This is a genomic window from Virgibacillus salarius (genome assembly GCF_039521925.1).
GTDB classification, from domain to species: domain Bacteria; phylum Bacillota; class Bacilli; order Bacillales; family Amphibacillaceae; genus Virgibacillus; species Virgibacillus salarius.
The window spans coordinates 51,426-71,755 of record NZ_BAAACY010000053.1; the positions used below are offsets into that span (position 1 = coordinate 51,426).

Annotated in this window: 17 protein-coding genes; 16 read left to right on the top strand and 1 reads right to left on the bottom strand. The window is 36.3% G+C overall.

Annotated elements, in window-relative coordinates; all coding sequences use genetic code 11:
* Positions 1-143: 143 nt before the first annotated feature.
* Together pyk and ABDZ84_RS07545 are read left to right on the top strand one after the other, a co-directional pair.
* Positions 144-1,904 carry a pyruvate kinase gene (pyk, locus tag ABDZ84_RS07540; protein WP_026681422.1) on the top strand — a complete coding sequence of 587 codons (1,761 nt, stop codon included), beginning with the start codon at positions 144-146 and terminating at the stop codon, positions 1,902-1,904.
* A 101-nt stretch (positions 1,905-2,005) separates the two neighbouring features.
* Entirely contained in the window at positions 2,006-2,395 is a 390-nt protein-coding gene (locus tag ABDZ84_RS07545) for an FxsA family protein (protein ID WP_205388701.1), read from the top strand.
* Between the two features lie 2 nt (positions 2,396-2,397).
* Here the strand turns inward: ABDZ84_RS07545 and ytvI are convergent, their stop codons facing one another.
* A complete protein-coding gene (gene ytvI, locus ABDZ84_RS07550; RefSeq protein WP_321132875.1) occupies positions 2,398-3,504 on the bottom strand; it encodes a sporulation integral membrane protein YtvI in 1,107 nt (368 codons plus the stop codon).
* Positions 3,505-4,015: 511 nt separating this feature from the next.
* Here ytvI and citZ point away from each other — a divergent pair.
* The 14 genes from citZ to ABDZ84_RS07620 all read left to right on the top strand — a co-directional run bounded on the left by citZ (position 4,016) and on the right by ABDZ84_RS07620 (position 20,319).
* Positions 4,016-5,134 (top strand): citrate synthase, encoded by a 1,119-nt coding sequence (gene citZ, locus ABDZ84_RS07555; RefSeq protein WP_026681419.1) that lies wholly within the window; start codon positions 4,016-4,018, stop codon positions 5,132-5,134.
* A gap of 147 nt (positions 5,135-5,281) precedes the next feature.
* Complete coding sequence (gene icd / locus ABDZ84_RS07560; protein WP_121605477.1) at positions 5,282-6,553, top strand: NADP-dependent isocitrate dehydrogenase; 1,272 nt, start codon at positions 5,282-5,284, stop codon at positions 6,551-6,553.
* Between the two features lie 21 nt (positions 6,554-6,574).
* Positions 6,575-7,513, top strand: a complete 939-nt coding sequence (gene mdh, locus ABDZ84_RS07565) for a malate dehydrogenase (protein WP_121605476.1) — start codon at positions 6,575-6,577, stop codon at positions 7,511-7,513.
* Positions 7,514-7,953: 440 nt separating this feature from the next.
* A complete protein-coding gene (locus ABDZ84_RS07570; protein ID WP_121605475.1) occupies positions 7,954-8,430 on the top strand; it encodes a MaoC/PaaZ C-terminal domain-containing protein in 477 nt (158 codons plus the stop codon).
* Between the two features lie 165 nt (positions 8,431-8,595).
* Positions 8,596-9,288 carry a response regulator transcription factor gene (locus ABDZ84_RS07575; RefSeq protein ID WP_166530173.1) on the top strand — a complete coding sequence of 231 codons (693 nt, stop codon included), beginning with the start codon at positions 8,596-8,598 and terminating at the stop codon, positions 9,286-9,288.
* Positions 9,288-10,667, top strand: a complete 1,380-nt coding sequence (gene pnpS, locus ABDZ84_RS07580) for a two-component system histidine kinase PnpS (RefSeq protein WP_121605474.1) — start codon at positions 9,288-9,290, stop codon at positions 10,665-10,667. The genes ABDZ84_RS07575 and pnpS overlap by 1 nt, the downstream gene beginning before the upstream one ends.
* Before the next feature lie 716 nt (positions 10,668-11,383).
* Positions 11,384-14,023 (top strand): DNA polymerase I, encoded by a 2,640-nt coding sequence (polA, locus tag ABDZ84_RS07585; protein WP_166530179.1) that lies wholly within the window; start codon positions 11,384-11,386, stop codon positions 14,021-14,023.
* Positions 14,024-14,035: 12 nt separating this feature from the next.
* The gene (gene mutM, locus ABDZ84_RS07590) at positions 14,036-14,869 is read left to right on the top strand and encodes a DNA-formamidopyrimidine glycosylase (RefSeq protein ID WP_166530172.1); all 834 of its coding nucleotides are present in this window, start codon (positions 14,036-14,038) and stop codon (positions 14,867-14,869) included.
* 4 nt (positions 14,870-14,873) lie between these two features.
* Positions 14,874-15,473, top strand: coding sequence for a dephospho-CoA kinase (gene coaE, locus ABDZ84_RS07595; RefSeq protein ID WP_166530171.1), 600 nt, complete (start codon positions 14,874-14,876; stop codon positions 15,471-15,473).
* Positions 15,474-16,066: 593 nt separating this feature from the next.
* Positions 16,067-17,098: a glyceraldehyde-3-phosphate dehydrogenase gene (locus ABDZ84_RS07600; RefSeq protein WP_026681410.1), complete on the top strand. Its 1,032-nt coding sequence runs from the start codon at positions 16,067-16,069 to the stop codon at positions 17,096-17,098.
* 203 nt (positions 17,099-17,301) lie between these two features.
* Entirely contained in the window at positions 17,302-17,682 is a 381-nt protein-coding gene (gene speD / locus ABDZ84_RS07605; protein WP_026681409.1) for an adenosylmethionine decarboxylase, read from the top strand.
* Between the two features lie 376 nt (positions 17,683-18,058).
* Positions 18,059-18,457, top strand: a complete 399-nt coding sequence (locus ABDZ84_RS07610; protein ID WP_026681408.1) for a hypothetical protein — start codon at positions 18,059-18,061, stop codon at positions 18,455-18,457.
* 24 nt (positions 18,458-18,481) lie between these two features.
* Positions 18,482-18,943: a transcriptional regulator NrdR gene (gene nrdR / locus ABDZ84_RS07615; protein ID WP_026681407.1), complete on the top strand. Its 462-nt coding sequence runs from the start codon at positions 18,482-18,484 to the stop codon at positions 18,941-18,943.
* 32 nt (positions 18,944-18,975) lie between these two features.
* Positions 18,976-20,319 carry a replication initiation and membrane attachment family protein gene (locus ABDZ84_RS07620; protein WP_034679101.1) on the top strand — a complete coding sequence of 448 codons (1,344 nt, stop codon included), beginning with the start codon at positions 18,976-18,978 and terminating at the stop codon, positions 20,317-20,319.
* Positions 20,320-20,330 lie beyond the last annotated feature (11 nt).

The following is a 20,330-nucleotide window of genomic DNA, read 5'->3' on the forward strand; positions in this document are numbered from 1 at the left end:
CGAATTGTAATTTATTTTCACTCAACATGTTTTTATTGACGTATAGACGATAAAAGAACTGCCGTTAACACCGTTTCTCTAAGGGAATGAATTCTTTTAAATAAGTGTTATTTTATTGGTATTAGCTAAGGAGGAAGCAAGAAATGAGAAATACAAAGATTGTATGTACGATTGGACCCGCTTCGGAATCAATCGACAAATTAGAAAAACTGATTGAAGCAGGTATGAATGTTGCTAGGTTAAACTTTTCGCATGGTGATTTTGAAGAGCATGGTGCTCGTATACGTAATATTCGTAAGGCTGCCGAAAAAACAGGGAAAACAGTAGGTATACTATTAGATACAAAAGGGCCAGAAATTCGTACAGGGAACTTTAAAGATGGAAAGGCAGAGCTTGTTCAAGGTAATGATGTATATGTTTCCATGAAAGAAGTTGAAGGTACTGCTGAGCGTTTTTCTATTACGTATCCGGGATTAATAAATGATGTACACGAAGGTTCTAAGATACTATTAGATGACGGTCTTATTGAACTAGAGGTTACCGATGTTGATAAAGCGAACCAAGAATTAAAGACGACAGCCTTAAATTCTGGACTAATAAAAAATAAAAAAGGGGTAAACGTGCCAAATGTATCCGTAAACCTTCCAGGCATTACTGAAAAGGATGCTAAGGATATTGAGTTCGGTATTGAACAAAATGTCGATTTCATTGCCGCATCATTTGTCAGACGTCCATCTGATATATTAGAAATTAAAGAGCTTTTAGAAAAACATCATGCTACACATATACAAATTATCCCTAAAATTGAAAATCAAGAAGGTGTTGATAATATCGACAGTATTCTTGAAGTGAGCGATGGACTAATGGTTGCACGTGGAGATTTGGGAGTAGAAATTCCTGCTGAAGATGTGCCGTTAGTACAGAAAAAATTAATTAAACAATGTAATACAGCAGGTAAACCAGTGATTACAGCAACGCAAATGTTAGATTCTATGCAACGAAATCCACGTCCCACAAGAGCAGAGGCATCTGATGTTGCAAATGCTATATTCGATGGTACGGACGCAATTATGCTATCAGGAGAAACCGCTGCTGGTGATTATCCAGTTGAATCGGTACAAACAATGAGCAATATTGCAATAAAAGCAGAAACTGGTTTAGATCATCATTCTATTTTACGAGATCGATCCAAACACGTTGATATGACAATCACAGATGCTATTAGTCAGTCGGTTACGCATACGGCAATGAATTTGTCTGTTAGTTCCATTATTACACCAACAGAGAGTGGGCATACCGCACGCATGATTTCCAAATATCGTCCACAGGTACCAATATTGGCAGTAACCTTCTCAGAAAGGGTAAATCGTCAACTAGCATTGGTCTGGGGAATTCATGCAGTAATGGGTGATCGAGCAAATTCAACGGACGAAATGCTCGATGTCGCAGTTGAGCGTGGATTGCAATCAGGGATTGTTGAACACGGGAATAGAGTAATCATTACAGCTGGAGTTCCCGTTGGTGAGAGTGGTACAACAAATCTGATGAAGGTACACGTGATAGGTGACGTTATCGCAAAGGGACAAGGAATTGGGAGAAAAAGTGCATATGGCAAAGCAGTCGTTGTGAAATCTGCTGAAGAAGCAGTGAGGCAAGTACAAGAAGGAGATATTTTAGTAACATATGGTACAGACAGAGAAATGATGCCAGCAATTGAAAAAGCCAGTGGCATCATAACAGAAGAAGGTGGCTTAACTTCTCATGCGGCGGTTGTTGGTTTAAGCCTTGGTATTCCGGTTGTTGTAGGTGTTAAAAACGTATTTGATGTTATCAAAAATGCAGAAGATATTACAATTGATGGCGCAAAAGGTGATATTTATCAAGGACATACAAGAGTCCTTTAACGAAGAAACAGTGAAAAAGGACGATAATCCTTTTTCACTGTTTACTTTTTTCTTTAATTCGTATCATATTATGACAATACTTTGTAGAGGGAGCTAAATCTATGCGTTGGTTTTTGTTGATAGCGTTTTTATTATCCGCGTTAGAGATAGGTGTATTTATATGGGTTGGTGGTATGATAGGCGCATGGTGGGTTGTTCTATTAATATTACTAACTGGTGCAGTAGGGTTTTTATTAGCGAAGCAACAGGGTATTGAAACATGGAAGCGCGCACAACTTTCTATGCAAAAAGGAGAAGCGCCTACTGGCTACATTATTGATGGCATCTGTATTTTAATTGGTGCTGTTTTATTAGTAACGCCAGGTTTTATATCAGATTTTATTGGGTTTATGTTAGTAATCCCAACAACACGGAGACCGTTTAGGAAAAAGATAGAGCAATTTATAAAACGATGGATTACAAATCGAAAGATAATCTACCGTAGATGGTAATATTAGCCTTTAATAAACTGCAAAATTTCTTGAAATGTACCTGCTTGATGTAATGCATTTATGATGATCAAGAAGACAGGCGCTAGTATAAATCCAACTACGCCCCAAAGCTGTATACCTACAAACAATGTAATTAATGCTGCTAAAGGGTGAAGTCCCATACTTGAAGCAAGTATTTTTGGCTCAATAAACTGACGAATAATAATAATTAAACCATATAGAATAGCTAAACTAATAGTCATAGAATAATTACCAATTAGGAATACGTAGACCATCCAAGGAATAAAGATAATTCCCGAGCCAATATATGGGAGGATGTCCATCATTGCCGAGTAGAGTGCAATTGTAAAAGCATGTTCGATGTTTAATAGTAATAAACCAACATAAACGAGTAAAGCAGTTATCAATACAAGAATACATTGAGCTTTGATATATCCAGATATTGTTCTTTTTAAATGTCTCGCGATATTAGCCATTGGTTGCTTGGCGAAGCTTGGACTCAAATTCTTTAAAAGATGCTTTAGGCTGTCATAATCATTTGTAATTAAAAAAACCGCAAGAAGAATAAAGAGAATGACAGTGATAGAACTAGGTAAGCTAGTAATGAAAGCTGGTATCTTGAAGAGTAGATCTTGTACAAAAGTGGTTCCGCTTGCAGTAAGATTAGTAACAAACTGTTTTATATTTTCACTGATCGCTAATTGTTGAGAAGTGTCTAACATGCGAACATAAGAAATAATTTTCTGATATAATGGTATGATGGTGTTATTAATAAAATCTGTTACGAAGAGACTAATTGTTTGGAAATGCTGTGGTATCTCATCTGCTAAAAATTGTGTGCCTTGTAATAGCTCGGAAAAAATGAATAGTAGAATACCCCCTAGAGTGGCAATGATTATAATCATGATAAAGGTAACTGCTAGCATTCTAGGGAATTTCAGCTTTCTTTCAAGGATTGATACTACTGGATTTATTAGAGCTGATAGAAGTATTGCAATCACTAAAGGGTATAAATATGCAAAGCTTTTCGTAACAACGATGCACAAAACAATGAAGACGATAGCAACAATAAAAAAACGTAATGTTTGAAATAAAATTGGCTTGTACATAATGTAACCTCATTTTTATAGAATTCTAATAGCTTCTTTTAATTACATATGAAATTTTAATGAAGAATAGACGTATAAATTAGTAAAGTCGATGTTCATTGTACAAACGAGCGTTGGTTTTCTTTTTTTCTACATATAACTGAAAGTGAAACCTTGACTTTAAGCAATCAAGCGATATGTAAGTGGAAATCGACTGCCAGTAAATGTCCGAGTGGTTCAAAGGCCTTTAGGTCATACCTCTTGTGGTACTAACATCCTTGGGGGATAAACAAAACCCTAAGGATTGAAGCTTCACTTTATATGAATTTAATGGGGAATATTTATTGAAGTAAATCCATTTTTTGCAAGAAATACGTGGTTCTTGTAAAATTTATTGGTAAAATTAATCGGTTTCAATTCACATTAGATTCATAATACTTTATAATTATCCATGGGGATAATTATAATTTTGTAAGAATATTGTCGAAAAAAAGATAATATCCTGAATAATTAATAAAGGAGAGGGTTTGTTATGACAGCAACAACGAAAGGCCTTGAAGGAGTTGTAGCAACTCAATCGTCAATTAGTTCTATCATAGATGACCAGCTGACATATGTTGGATATAAGATTGATGATTTAGCCGAGAATTCGAGCTTTGAAGAGATCATTTACCTGTTATGGAATCAAAAACTTCCAACAAAAGCTGAATTAGATGCTATGAAAAAAGAGCTTGCTGCAAATATGGAATTGCCTGATGCAGTACTTAATCATCTACGATCCTATGATCTTTCTTCTGTTCACCCAATGGCAGCGCTGCGAACTGCTATTTCTTTATTAGGGCTTTATGATGAAGAGGCAGATGTCATGGAGAGGGAAGTCAATAAGAAGAAAGCAATCCGTATACAAGCGAAAATCTCTACAATTGTTACTGCTTTTGCAAGAATTCGTCAGGGTAAAGACCCTATTAAGCCAAAAAAAGAATATAGTTACTCCGAGAACTTCTTGTATATGCTTAACGGTGTAGAACCAAAAGATGTCGAAGTAGAAGCAATTAATAAAGCATTCGTACTTCATGCAGATCATGAATTGAATGCTTCCACATTTACTGCTCGTGTATGTGTGGCAACGTTATCTGATATCTACTCAGGCGTTACTGCTGCAATAGGTGCTTTAAAAGGCCCACTTCATGGGGGAGCCAATGAAGGTGTTATGAAAATGCTAACAGAAATTGGCGAAGAGGAAAATGCTATACCATATATTAAGAAAAAACTAGAAAGCAAAGAGAAAATCATGGGTATGGGACACCGCGTTTATCGTAATGGTGATCCACGTGCCAAGTTTTTAAAAGAAATGTCAAGACAGCTCACAGAATTAACTGGTCAACCGAAATGGTATAATATGTCCGTTAAAATTGAAGATTACATTAAAGAGCATAAAGGGCTTCCTGCAAACGTAGATTTCTATTCGGCTTCTGTATACCACAGCTTGGGAATAGACCACGACTTATTTACACCGATATTTGCCATAAGCCGTGTTTCGGGATGGTTAGCTCATATTCTTGAACAATACGATAATAACCGATTAATTCGCCCTCGTGCTGATTACATTGGTCCAAAATCGCCCGAATATGTAGCTATAGACAAACGCTAATATCGTGTTTATTAGCGTAATCTTTATGCCGTTATGAGGGGAAAGAAACAACATCACTACTAGTTTGGTAGCAAGCAAAGATTTTCACATAAGTAAATCTTTGCTAAACTATAGATGCAGAATGAATTATAGGAGGTAACGATTGCTATGACACAAGGGGAAAAAATTATTGTAGAAAATGGAAAAATGAATGTTCCAGATACACCGATTGTACCGTTTATTGAAGGGGATGGTACTGGTCCGGATATTTGGGCTGCTGCTAGTAAAGTAATTGAAGCTGCGGTTGAGAAAGCTTACAATGGAACGAAAAAAATTGAATGGTTAGAAGTTTATGCTGGTCAAAAAGCCTATGACAAAACAGGTGAGTGGTTACCAAAGGATACACTTGATAAAATTAATGAATATAAGATTGCGATTAAAGGTCCGCTTACAACACCGATTGGTGGAGGAATTCGTTCTCTTAATGTAGCGCTTCGTCAAGAATTAGATCTATTTACTTGCTTACGCCCAGTTCGTTATTTTGAAGGTGTTCCGTCACCAGTTAAACGTCCAGAAGATGTGGACATGGTAATTTTCCGTGAAAATACGGAGGACATCTACGCTGGAATTGAATGGCAAAAAGGCTCGGATGAAGTTAAGAAAGTGATTAAGTTTCTAAAAAATGAAATGAACGTTTCTAATATCCGATTCCCGGAAACTTCTGGTATTGGAGTAAAACCAGTTTCTGAAGAAGGTACAAAACGACTTGTACGCTCAAGTATTCAATACGCATTAAATGAAGGGCGTAAAAGTGTTACTTTAGTACATAAAGGTAACATCATGAAGTTTACAGAAGGTGCATTTAAAGCTTGGGGCTATGAAGTAGCAGAAGAAGAGTTTGGTGATAAAGTATTTACATGGGCAGAGTATGATCGTATTGTTGAAAAAGAAGGAAAAGATGCAGCTAACAAAGCGCAAGATGATGCATTAGCAGCTGGTAAAATTTTAGTTAAAGATGCAATCGCTGATATTTTCCTACAACAAATTCTTACTCGTCCAAATGAGTTTGATGTTGTAGCGACAATGAACTTAAATGGGGACTACATTTCAGATGCACTTGCTGCACAAGTAGGTGGAATTGGTATAGCACCAGGCGCTAATATTAATTACGATACAGGTCATGCTATTTTTGAAGCTACTCATGGTACAGCTCCTAAATATGCAGGGTTAGATAAAGTAAATCCGTCATCTGTTATTTTATCAGCTGTTCTTATGTTAGAGCATTTAGGATGGAGAGAAGCAGCTGATCTTATTACAAATGCAATGGATAAAACAATTGCTTCTAAAGTGGTAACCTATGATTTTGCTCGCTTGATGGATGGTGCAACAGAGGTTAAATGTTCAGAATTTGGTAACGAACTTATTAAAAACATGGACTAATACACAAAGGGGATTTTTTAAATGGCTATAAAGAGAAGTAAGATATCTGTAATTGGCTCAGGCTTTACAGGGGCAACTACTGCTTTAATGCTAGCTCAAAAAGAACTAGGAGATATAGTCCTTGTTGATATTCCAAACATGGAAGACCCAACAAAAGGAAAAGCCCTTGATATGCTAGAAGCTAGTCCTGTACAGGGCTTTGATGCTTCCATTAGTGGAACATCAAATTATGAAGATACAAAAGACTCTGACCTGATAATCATTACAGCTGGAATTGCTAGAAAACCAGGTATGAGCCGTGATGATTTAGTTAATACAAATGCTAAAATCATGAAATCCGTTGCAAAAGAAGTTGTTAACTATTCGCCTGAAACGTATATTGTAGTGTTAACAAATCCTGTTGATGCCATGACTTATACAATTTTTAAAGAATCTGGTCTTCCAAAAGAACGTGTTATTGGTCAGTCTGGTGTACTTGATACAGCAAGGTTCCGTACATTTGTTGCCCAAGAACTTAATTTATCGGTTAAAGATGTTACTGGATTTGTGTTAGGTGGACACGGTGATGACATGGTGCCATTAATTCGTTATTCCTATGCAGGTGGAATTCCATTAGAAAAGCTAATTTCGAAGGATCGCTTAGATGCAATTGTGGAACGTACACGTAAAGGCGGGGGAGAAATTGTCAGTCTATTAGGGAATGGAAGTGCCTATTATGCTCCTGCTGCATCATTAACAGTTATGGCCGAGGCTATTCTGAAGGATCAGCGTCGCGTTCTTCCAGCAATTGCATATTTAGAAGGTGAATACGGCTATTCTGATATTTACCTAGGGGTTCCTACTGTGCTAGGCGGAAAAGGAATTGAAGAGATCATTGAGTTAGACTTAACAGATGAAGAGAAAGCAGCTTTAGATAAATCAGCTGACTCTGTTAAAAATGTTTTAAACATATTAGATTAATTATTGTATATATAAAGAGCACAATCTTAGGATACAAAGTTATACTGAATGCTCCCTCTAAGTAGACAGATTAAAAAATACAATCTGACACTTGGAGGGTGTTTTATTATTCCCCTTTTTCGACATAGTGATGATTACTGCCAAAGCATGGATACAATGGTCCGTTAATCAAAGCCGAGCCGACCTACGAATTGCGGAAAACAGCACGAATTTGCAGGTTTATGCAACTACAATAATTTTGCTTAGTCACGTAGCTAGACCCCGCTGCCCCATACTTCCGTTTGCGATGCGATGATTGAATAAGGATTATTTCGGCTTTAGATATTACTCTGTTTAGCTATGTTTCTTAATGGCTCTTCGCTCGTTTTATCTGTAAAAAGTGGTAATATAGCTGAGTTTTTGTTATAATAGAAAGCGCTTACATTATGGGGGGTGTAGTTATGCTAGGTAAGAAACGACCATTAGGAAAAGAATTAAATGAAATTCAAGTGGGAGATACTTACTCAGAAACGAAAAAAATGGATGATAGGGACTTATTATTATATTTAGGTTTAACAGGTGATGCAAACCCTTTGTATCTTCAACATGATTATGCATCATTAACTGCTTATGAAAAGCCGATTGTACCATCTGTTATGTTATTTGGCATGGTCTCATCATTAGTATCTATGTCTCTTCCGGGACCTGGTAGCCACATTACACAACATGAAATGACTTTTCCTGCTCCAGTGTACCATAGTACAACAGTAGCTTTTACGTTAGAAGTAATTGCAATCGATTACCAGAACAAGCAAGTTGCTATGAGTGTGACTGGAACGAATCATGAAAATGAGATTGTCGTTCGCGGTAAGCTGTATGTAAGTCCAGCTTGTAAACCTAATTCATTGACTGCAAAATCATTAGAAAACTTTTTTTAATAATTTCTAATGTTAGGAAATACTATTCTAAAGAGGGGTAGTATTTCTTTTTGATTTTGTAAAAAATAATTTACAAACTCCTAACTTGTTCACATTAACTACTATTCATTGTAAGATGAAAGGTGTACCAAATATTCTACTTGCGAACAGAAACGGGGACTGTACATGAACGAGAAAATCTTAATTGTCGATGATGAAAAGTCGATTGTTACATTACTAAACTTTAATATTGAAAAAGCAGGCTTTATTACCGATGTTGCCTATGATGGAGCAGAGGCCGTAAAGAAAGCTGAAGGAAATGATTATGATTTAATTGTTCTAGACCTTATGCTTCCTGAAATGGATGGAATGGAAGTTTGTAGGTATTTGCGTAACAATAAAATAGATACACCAATCTTAATGTTAACTGCAAAGGATGAAGAGTTTGATAAGGTGCTCGGACTTGAGCTTGGCGCTGATGATTACTTAACAAAGCCTTTTAGTCCGAAGGAAGTAATAGCACGAATAAAAGCGATATTAAGAAGATCGAATAAAGTAGAGAAATCAAATTTTTCTTATATACAAATTGGAGATTTGACGGTCTATCCTGAGAGATACGAGGCAGAAATGAATGATAAAGTAATTACATTTACGCGAAAGGAGTTTGAACTCCTTTACTATCTGGCGAAAAATAAAGGGAAAGTCATCTCTAGAGATCAACTGCTTAGCGGTGTTTGGGATTATGATTTTGTTGGTGATACGCGAATTGTGGATGTTCATGTTTCTCATCTTCGCGATAAAATAGAACCAGATTCTAAAAAACCTGTTTATATTAAAACGGTAAGGGGTCTGGGGTATAAAATGGAGGACCCTAGTTAATGCAATTTTTATTTAGGAAGCCAATTTTTGGTTATGTTATCGGAATCTTTATGGTTGTTGCGATAACAGGAATTTTATTAAGCGTATTACTAGGAAACTATGTTACGCTAACTGCAGTGTTATTCATTCAATTTATAATATTATTACTGTTTTTACTTCATTTTCATGAAAGATTTATAAAACCAATTAAAAAAGCAACGAAGACTGTGGATGAGATTGTTAAAGGTAATTACCGTGCTAGATTTCATCACCCAAGTGGAGACAGTATTGGTATGTTAAGTAATAAGATCAATTCGTTAGCGCGGAACTTAAGCGAATTATCTATTCAAGAACAAATGCAGTCTGAACAGCTGTCTACGATTATAGAAAATACACAAAGTGGGCTCGTTTTAATTGATTCAAAAGGCTACATCCATTTCGTTAACGGTAAATTTATTTCGTTATTCGGATTAACCGCAAAGGATTATCAAGGTTATTTATATTATGATGTGTTGGACAATGAAATTATCCATGAAACAGTTCAAAAAACCTTCTTATACGAACGAAATGTAAAAGAGGAATTCACGCATTTTAAAGGAATTGATAAGTTTTATATTGAAATCGTTGGTGCTCCTATTTTTAATGATCGAAATATGCTAAAAGGAGCTGTGTTAGTTTTATACGATATTACAGAAATGAAGAAGCTTGAATTAATGCGTAAGGATTTTGTAGCAAACGTATCCCATGAGTTAAAAACGCCGATTACTTCTATTAAAGGATTCGCTGAAACGCTTTTGGATAACTCCATGCCACATTCAGAAGATAACAAGGAATTTCTAGAAATTATTTATAAAGAAAGTCATCGCCTCCAGCTGTTAATAGAAGATTTACTAATACTTTCGAGGCTGGAGAAAGAAAATTTTCAATTGGTTTTAACGACATTTAATGTGAAGGAGCTCGTTCGAGAAGTTAAGCTAATTGTAGAACATAAGATGAAAAAAAAGGACCTATCATTTTCTGTTGATGTAGAAGAGGGGTTAGAATTAACTGCAGATATGGAAAAAATAAAACAAATTATGATTAACTTATTAGATAATGCTATTAATTATACCCCCGAAAAAGGTAGAGTTAACTTGGAAGTAAAGCGAAGTGATGACACCGTTAGTATTCAAGTGAAAGATTCTGGAATTGGGATTGAAAAAGATGCACTTCCTCGTATCTTCGAGCGTTTTTACCGGGTAGATAAAGCACGGAGTAGAAATACAGGTGGTACAGGGCTTGGCCTCGCCATCGTTAAACATATTGTTGAGGTTCATGACGGAGACATACAAATAGAAAGCGAACCTGGGCAAGGGACAGCTGTAACTGTGTATTTACCAAAGGTGAGAATAGATGACTAACAGCATACGACAAAAGTAATGAATAAACAATAAAAAACGAATGATAATTAGTTAAAACTAATTATCGTTCGTTTTTTGGTGGTATAGGAAAGTATAAAATGTGCCGATGTGGATAAATAGGGGCGTGTTGAGCCGCGCCCAGCTCCAGCACCCAGAAACAAGGCGACTTCACGAATCGCCCTAATCTAATTCGGCTCGCAAGCACACCGTGATTCTTTTATCTCCGTTGACTCGCATCATTCGCTACGTTTCTAATCGGGTGCTTGCGCTTTTGTTCTTAGAATAATTAATGAAGCACCTGAAAATGCAATGCTCCTTCAAAAGAAGAACGTTTTTCTGCGCCGATGTATCGCTGCCGAAGCCTTCCTTATCTAGCAGGAACAGCACGAGTTCGAAGCTCCACTTGGTAACGTGTTTTTCTTTACCAAGTTAGCTAAGGCCGTTCCTGCGGAAAGCGAGTATATTTTCATGATGCGTCGGTGATGCTCCCATTGATAACATGATTATTCGTATTTGAGTAATGAAGTTTTGTTTTGTCCCATCTTCTTCTTTTTTAGCAGCTGTTTAGAAAGAAGTCACATCATAGTAAGAAAGAACAAAATGATAAGGAAGGCAGTAATCTTTTCTGTTATATGCTTACATAGAGAATGTCGTTTCACTTTATGAAGCTAGGATGATAAAATATGGTTAATGAAGAAATTAACGGAGGCGAGAAGATGGGCAATAAACTGGTTTTAATTGACGGGAACAGTATTATCTATCGAGCATTCTTTGCGTTGCCATTATTAAATAATGATAAAGGTGTTTACACGAACGCTGTATATGGGTTTACCACAATGCTGTTAAGAATACTAGAAGAAGAAAAGCCAACACATATGTTAGTAGCATTTGATGCAGGTAAAACAACCTTTAGACATGCTACATATAAAGAATATAAAGGGGGACGCCAAAAAACACCACCGGAGTTATCGGAACAATTTCCATTACTTAAGGAAGTATTGGACGCATTTGAAATTGCCCATTACCAACTGGAGAATTATGAAGCGGATGACATCATCGGAACGTTATCGAAGCTTGTAACACCAGATGAATGGAATGTAACGGTCATTTCTGGTGATAAGGATTTGTTACAGCTTGTTTCCGACAAGGTTACTGTTAGTTTGACGAAAAAGGGAATTAGTGATGTTGAACGATATACACCTCAATTTTTAAAAGAGAAAATGGAAATCACCCAAGATCAGATTATCGATTTAAAGGCATTAATGGGTGATAAATCGGATAATATACCCGGTGTTCCTGGTGTTGGAGAAAAGACTGCAGTAAAACTTTTAAAACAATTTCATACCTTAGAACAAGTCTACGAAAATATTGATGATATTGGTGGTAAAAAATTAAAAGAAAAGCTCATTACGCATAAAGATGACGCATTTATGAGTAAAGAGCTAGTAACAATAAATCAAGATTCGCCTATAACTATTTCTACAGATGATATTCCTTACAAAGGCTATCAGCAAAACAATGTAACTAATATTTTTAAGCAACTAGGCTTTCAATCCCTACTAAATCGAATTGACGGAGGAGAAGTAGAAGTAGGAAGTAATCATGTTCCAAAGAAAGAAATAGATTACACTATTCTATCAAACGTTACTAATGATACGTTTACAGGTGAAGAGGCATTGATTATAGAGATGCTAGGAGAAAACTACCATCAGTCAGCAATTGAAGGGTTTGGTATAGTCAATAAGGACAATGCCTACTTTATATCCACTGAAAATGCCTTGAATTCTGAAGCATTTAAAAATTGGTTGGAGGATGCGAGTAAACATAAGGTCGTATTTGATGCGAAAAAAACACTGGTTTCTTTGCTGAGGTATGACATTCATACAAAAGGCATAATCTTTGATATGCTACTAGCATCGTATTTACTGAATCCATCTGAGAATAATCACGATATTCCCGCGATAGCGAACCGACTGGGACAGGCTGATTGTCTATTTGATGAAGAAGTGTATGGTAAGGGTGCTAAACAAAAGGTACCGGAATTGGATATTTTAGCGGAGCATGTAGCTCGAAAAGCCAACATATTGTTTAGCTTAAGAGATACGATGCAACAACAACTAAAAGATAACGAACAATATGAGCTGTTTAAAGAGCTTGAGATGCCATTAGCATTAATTTTAGGAGAAATGGAGCATACCGGAGTTTTAGTGGACGCGGATCGTTTGGAAGAAATGCGTACTGATTTAAAAGAGCGATTAGCGGATCTTGAGCGAGAAGTGCATGAATTGGCAGGCGAGTCATTTAATTTAAATTCTCCCAAACAGCTAGGCCCTATCCTATTTGAAAAGCTAAAGCTTCCTGTTATAAAAAAAACGAAGACAGGTTATTCTACTGCTGCTGATGTTTTAGAGCAGCTGCAAGGTGAGCACGAAATAATTCCAAAGCTGTTGTTATATCGTCAGCTTGGAAAGTTACAATCTACGTATATTGAAGGTTTATTAAAAGTAGTAAATAAACAGTCTAATAAAATCCATACCCGATTTAACCAGGCGTTAACGCAAACTGGCAGGTTAAGCTCCATTGATCCAAATCTGCAAAACATACCTATTCGTTTAGAGGAAGGTAGAAAAATACGTCATGCATTTATACCTGCAAATGAGGATTGGGTTATGTTTGCAGCTGATTACTCACAGATAGAATTACGGGTATTAGCACATATTGCTAAAGATGAAAAATTGATTGCTGCTTTTAAAAATGACTCAGATATCCACACACAAACAGCGATGGATGTATTCCATGTTGATAAAGACGAAGTAACTGCTAATATGCGCCGTCAAGCAAAAGCTGTAAACTTTGGTATTGTTTATGGAATTAGTGATTATGGACTCTCTCAAAACCTTGGAATTACAAGGAAGGAAGCTAAGCAATTCATTGAGCGATACTTCGAGAGCTATCCGGGTGTTAAAACATATATGGATGAAATCGTACAAGAAGCGAAGCACAAAGGCTTCGTAAGTACATTGATGAATCGGAGAAGGTATTTACCAGAAATCACAAGTAGGAATTTTAATTTGCGGAGCTTTGCCGAAAGGACTGCCATGAATACGCCGATTCAAGGAAGTGCTGCTGATATTATAAAAAAAGCGATGATCGACCTGCATGGAAAGCTAAAAGATGAAAAACTACAGGCACGTATGCTGCTTCAAGTTCATGATGAACTCATTTTAGAAGCACCAAAATCAGAAATAGAAAAACTAAAAGAAATAGTCCCAGCTATGATGGAAAACACTGTAGAATTAATGGTTCCATTAAAGGTTGATTATGCCTTTGGTGATAGCTGGTTTGATGCAAAATAAGGAGATAATAAGATGCCTGAATTACCAGAAGTTGAAACGATTAGAAAAACGTTAAAACAGTTCGTTTTAAATAAAACAATCGATCATGTTGATGTTCATTGGGGAAAAATAATAAAACGGCCTGATGACTTGGAACAATTTAAAATGGAACTTGTTGGACAGACAATACATGATATTTTGCGGAAAGGAAAGTTTCTATTATTCCAATTAGATGATTACGTATTAGTTTCACATTTACGGATGGAAGGTAAATATCGTGTTACGAAGTCGTCTGAACCACTAAAGAAACATACCCATATTATTTTTTCTTTTACGAATGGGGAAGAGCTTCGGTATAATGATGTTCGTAAGTTTGGAACAATGCACCTTTTCAAAAAAGGGGAAGAAATGAAAAGTAAACCATTAAACTTATTAGGGCCAGATCCTTTTGATCCTGCATTTACAACGGATTACTTTATAAATAAATTAAAAAAAACAGAACGAGTTATTAAATCGGCCTTACTTGATCAGGGAATTGTCGCTGGATTGGGAAATATTTATGTTGATGAAACATTATTTCGTGCAGGAGTTCACCCATTGCGGCAAGCTAATAAGCTAACGCATAAAGAAATTACAGAAGTTCGCAAACAGGCAATTGTAACCATTCAGGAAGCAGTAAAACAGGGTGGGACAACGATACGTTCTTATGTAAATGGTCAAGGAGAAATGGGGATGTTTCAACAAGAGTTATTCGTTTATGGACAAGAGGATAAGGCATGTAAAAAATGTGGTAAACAAATTATTAAAATGAAGATAGGTGGACGAGGCACTCATATCTGTACAACCTGCCAACTACTAAAGAGGTGAGGACATGGCACTAATTATTGGATTAACCGGAAGTATTGCTAGTGGTAAAAGTACCGTATCCCTTATGTTTGACGATCATAACATACCAGTTGTCGACGCCGACAAAATCTCAAGAGAAGTGGTTAATCCGGGAGAGATAGCTTACGATCAAATCATTGAAGCCTTTGGCAAACAGGTATTACGAGAGGATAAAACGCTCAATCGTGAAAAATTAGGCGAAATTATTTTTGCAGATGAAGCGAAGCGAAAGCAATTAAACGATATCGTTCATCCGGCCGTAAGAGAAAAAATGCTAATGCGAAAAGAAGGTTATGTAAAAGCGGGAGCAGCGTGTGTCGTTCTAGATATTCCACTACTATTTGAAAGCAAACTAGCCTATCTAGTTGATAAAACAATTGTTGTCTATGTTGATGAGCATGTGCAAATCGAAAGACTGATGAAGCGAAATGGTTATTCTGAGAAAGAAGCCAAGCAGCGGATCGCTTCACAAATACCTGTTAAAGAAAAAGCTGCTATGGCAGATGCTGTTATTGATAACAATGGAACAAAACATGCTTCTTATGAACAACTGGAGGAAATCTTACGTACTTGGGGAATTCGTTAACTTGTAAAGAAACCCTACATTTCTAAAAAATTATAACCGATTTGTGTAGTATGAGAGGAGTGCTTGAGTAATGTAGCGGTAAATACTTCTCATTCAGTATAGATCTTACCGTGCCCTTTTCCCTCAAGGAGTCGTCTAGATATTTTCCATTACTAAATGGAGCTAATCATCATTTCATAACTAAAGTCGAACGGATTGATACCGACCCCGTGAAGTTAGAGTGAAAAATCTAACTTCCGAGGGTCGGTATTATGTTGTTTGGCTTATAAATGGATCTCGTATTTACTGGCAGTAAGATCCCCACTTTAAGCAATAAAGTGAACCCAATATGGATCGATTGCCAGTAAATGTCCGATTGGTTCCACTAACAATCAGTTGAGGTATTGCTTACCCCAACTGATTTAAATTTCACAATATTACATACGTTTGTTCTTGCTCTTTTTTAATCTCAAACACATTAATACCTTTGGTTAATTGTTTGAAAACTAAAATATCTGGATAAATCTAAAATAAAACACACATATACCTCCTAATGTGTTATACTAATTAATAAATAAAGAGAAAAAGTATAACTTATAGTGGGAGGACTTTGTATGAATAAAACTCGTGTTGCTATAAATGGATTTGGACGAATCGGACGAATGGTATTTCGTCAAGCGATTTTGGATGAACAACTTGAAGTTGTTGCTATAAATGCAAGTTATCCTGCAGAGACACTGGCGCATCTTATTAAATACGATAGTGTTCACGGTATTTTTGATAAAGAAGTGAAAGCGGTTAATGAAGGAATTATGATTAGTGATAAGAAAATTAAACTTGTAAATTCTCGTGTTCCTGAAAATTTACCGTGGGATGAGTTAAATATCGATATTGTTATTGAAGCAACAGGAAAATTTAAAACGAAAGAAAGTGCAGGAGGGCACATTCGTGCTGGAGCGAAAAAAGTAGTGATTACTGCACCTGGTAAGGAAGTTGATCAAACTATTGTTATGGGAGTAAACGAAGGAGTATATAATCCAGAAAAGGATGATGTAATATCAAATGCATCATGTACAACAAACTGTTTAGCACCGATTGTCAAAATAATTGACGACCATTTTTCAATTGAAAATGGATTAATGACCACAGTGCATGCATTTACAAATGATCAAAAGAATATAGATAACCCGCACAAGGATCTTAGACGAGCTCGGGGTTGCACACAATCTATTATTCCTACGTCTACTGGTGCTGCGAAGGCACTAGGAGAAGTAATCCCACACTTAAACGGAAGATTACATGGAATGGCATTACGTGTACCAACACCTAATGTATCCCTAGTTGATTTGGTTGTCGATGTAAAGAATTCCATTTCGGTTGAAGAGGTTAATCATATTTTTAAACAAGCTCAAGAAACAGATTTTAAAGGTATAGTTAGCTATAGTGAAGAACCATTGGTTTCAATTGATTATACTACAACTGATTTTTCAGCAGTTGTTGATGGTTTATCTACGATGGTAATGGATAATCATAAAGTAAAGGTTCTTGCTTGGTATGATAATGAGTGGGGTTACTCCAAACGAGTGATCGATTTAACAAAGTATGTTGGAAGTTACCTTTATCAAAAACAAGCGCAAATTAGCTAACTGGAATGTTCATTAGCGCATATACATGTACTGTCTAAGCAATGTGAAAAATATTGCAAATGTCTGTGAAACAGGTTATACTTTTCGTTGTATTCTTGATTAATTTGTTTTTCTGCTTAAAGGGTTAGGACCTCATCGGACTAACTTTCCCCCGTGGCAGAAAGTAGGGCTTCAAGAAACAATACCATGAGGGGGATAAATACATGGATACAATGGGAAGGCACGTTATTGCGGAACTTTGGCAGTGCAATGTTAATAAATTAAATGATATGCGTTTAATCGAACGAATTTTTGTGGATGCTGCTTTAAAAGCAGGAGCTGAGATTCGTGAGGTTGCTTTTCACAAATTTGCCCCACATGGCGTGAGCGGTGTAGTCATTATTTCAGAATCGCATTTAACGATTCATAGCTTTCCTGAACATGGGTATGCGAGTATAGATGTATACACATGCGGGGAGGTTATCGATCCGAATATAGCGGCTCAGTATATTGCAAATGCACTTGAGGCAAAGCGTTTTGAAAAAGTTGAAATACCACGAGGGCTAGGTTCTGTTAATATAAAGGAAAGTCGTAAAAAGGCTTAATGAATAGTTCAATAAGTACAAAAAGGTCGATGGTCTGTGGAACTTGCAGCAGAATATCGACCTTTTTTACTGTCTAAGAAATTATAAAATTAGTCGTGTGGATAAATAGGCGCGTGTTGAGCTACGTCCAGCTTCAGAAACGAGGCGACTCCACGAATCACCCTAATCTAAGTTATCATCGGCTCGCAAGCTCACCGTAATACCTTTATCTCCGTTGCCTCGCTCCAGTCACTACGTTTCTAATCGAGAGCTTGGGCTTTTGTTCTCTGAAACTATGAAGTTAACAGCGAATTATTTCTGTTAGAGGTTTTAAGCAAAACATGTTAATATAGTAATACTATACATATGAAAAATATACGCAATTGGGGTGTTGAGAATGTCGTTACGAAATACGATGGCCAAATTTTTTAGCAACCATGCTGAAACTAGAGATAACCATTGGGATACCTCACTCCAAACACATTATTATAAAACAACCAGAGATAAAGGAATGGGTACGCTAGAAGATATGTTCAGACGTTCTGATACGTATCAACTACATTCAATATCGAAAGAACATGGTGAAATCAGTGTAAATATAAAAAAGGGAAAAAAGGCATTTATCATTGCAACTATTATAATGGTACGTCCCTATCAAACTGCAATAGATTTTTCCGTAACTACGGAATCGATTTTACCATTTGATTTTGGCTATAGTACAAAGGTAATACAGCGACTTTATAACGAAATAAGTAAAGAGTTACCAATCATTACAAAACAAGACATGCATAGGTAGACATGAGGAGTGGGGTTGAACGGTATGAGGTGTTCAAATTGCCATAACAAAAGCACAAAGGTACTAGATTCGAGACCAATTGAAGAAGGACAATCCATCCGTAGACGTAGGGAATGTGAGCAGTGTGGCTTTCGATTTACAACATTTGAACGAATTGAAGATGTTCCCTTAATTGTTGTAAAGAAGGATGGAGTGCGCCAAGAATTCAATCGTGAGAAATTAATACGAGGCTTAATCAGAGCTTGTGAAAAACGACCGGTTCCACTAGAAAAAATAGAGGAAATTGCAGTTGAGGTAGAAAAAGAACTGCGTAATGAAGGAGTATCAGAAATTGATAGTAAAGAGGTAGGCGAAAGGGTTATGGATCGACTTTCAAAAGTGGATGAAGTAGCTTATGTTCGTTTTGCTTCTGTGTACCGTCAATTTAAAGATATTAGCGTTTTTCTTGATGAATTAAAAGACTTAATTAATACAGAGAATAAATAAACATTATATGCTTAAATGAAAGGATTAGAGCAATGGTGAACAGGATAGGAAAGATTTTACCTGTTGAAGGATATTATGTTGTACTTAAAGAAACACTACCGGTAGATTATGCTAAATCCCTAACGCATTTGTACCAACCGTTAATTGGAATTCAAGCGGTCACATTATATCAAACACTTCTTCATGAAATCGAATTACAGCTTAATAAATCAGAACCCCAAACACACCATACATTGATGAATTATTTAAATTTACCATTAGATGAGATCTATAGCGCCAGATTAAAACTAGAAGCAATTGGAATGTTAAAAACATTTAAAAGATCGGAAGGATCGAATAATGTTTTTACGTATGAATTACAACAGCTATTTTCACCAGCGCATTTTTTTAAAGATCCAATGCTTTCACAGCTGCTGTATCATCATATAGGTAATGATAAATTTCAATTTTTAAAGCAGCATTTCACTCCATCACCAAACGAGTCCTTTGGTGTAAACATTACAGCTACGTTCCAGGATGTCTTTGAAACGGTAACACCATCGTACCAGCAAGAAAATATGGATGTGGAAGAAGCTGAATTGGATATGCTGGATGTAGATTTCTCGTGGATGGAGCATGCTTTAAAACAGCGTATGATACCTATAAGAAAAGTACTTACTACTCAAAATCGAAAACTCATTTCGCAAATGATGTTTCTGTATAATTTAGAGTCCCATGATATTGAAAAATCGGTATTATGGGCTTTAACGGAGGAAAATTGTTTAAACACAGAAGAGTTTAAAGCGGCGTGTCACGATGTATTTAAGCAAAAGTATAGAGGGAATAATATAAGACTTTCAGCTAAAACAAGTCAAATGAAAAACGCTACTTCAAAATCCAAACAGCCACTCACTAAAGAGGAGCAATTAATTGAGCAATTAGAAACCATTTCTCCTAGACAATTGCTAGAAGATTTATCTAGCGGGAACCATGCTTCAGAGCAAGATTTGCGATTGATTCGTGATATTATGACGTCACAAGGTCTGCCATCACCAGTTATGAATGTGTTAATTCATTACGTTTTGCTGCAATCCAATATGAAATTATCTAAAGCATATGTAGAAAAAATTGCCAGTCATTGGTCAAGAGCGAATTTACAAACTGCAAAAGAGGCTATGGCATTTGCAAAGAAAGAAAAAGATAGCTACCAAAAAGTTAAAAAAACCAATAGTAGTTATGGTGTAAGAAACAAAAAAGAGGTTATTCCAGACTGGTTTAAAGAGCAAAAGAAAAAACAACTACAGGCGACTGCTACCAAAGAAGAGGAAATCGACGAAGCGAAGGAACAGCGTGAATTAGAGGAATTGCTAAGGCAATATTCTAGTAACAATAAATAAGCATGATTAAG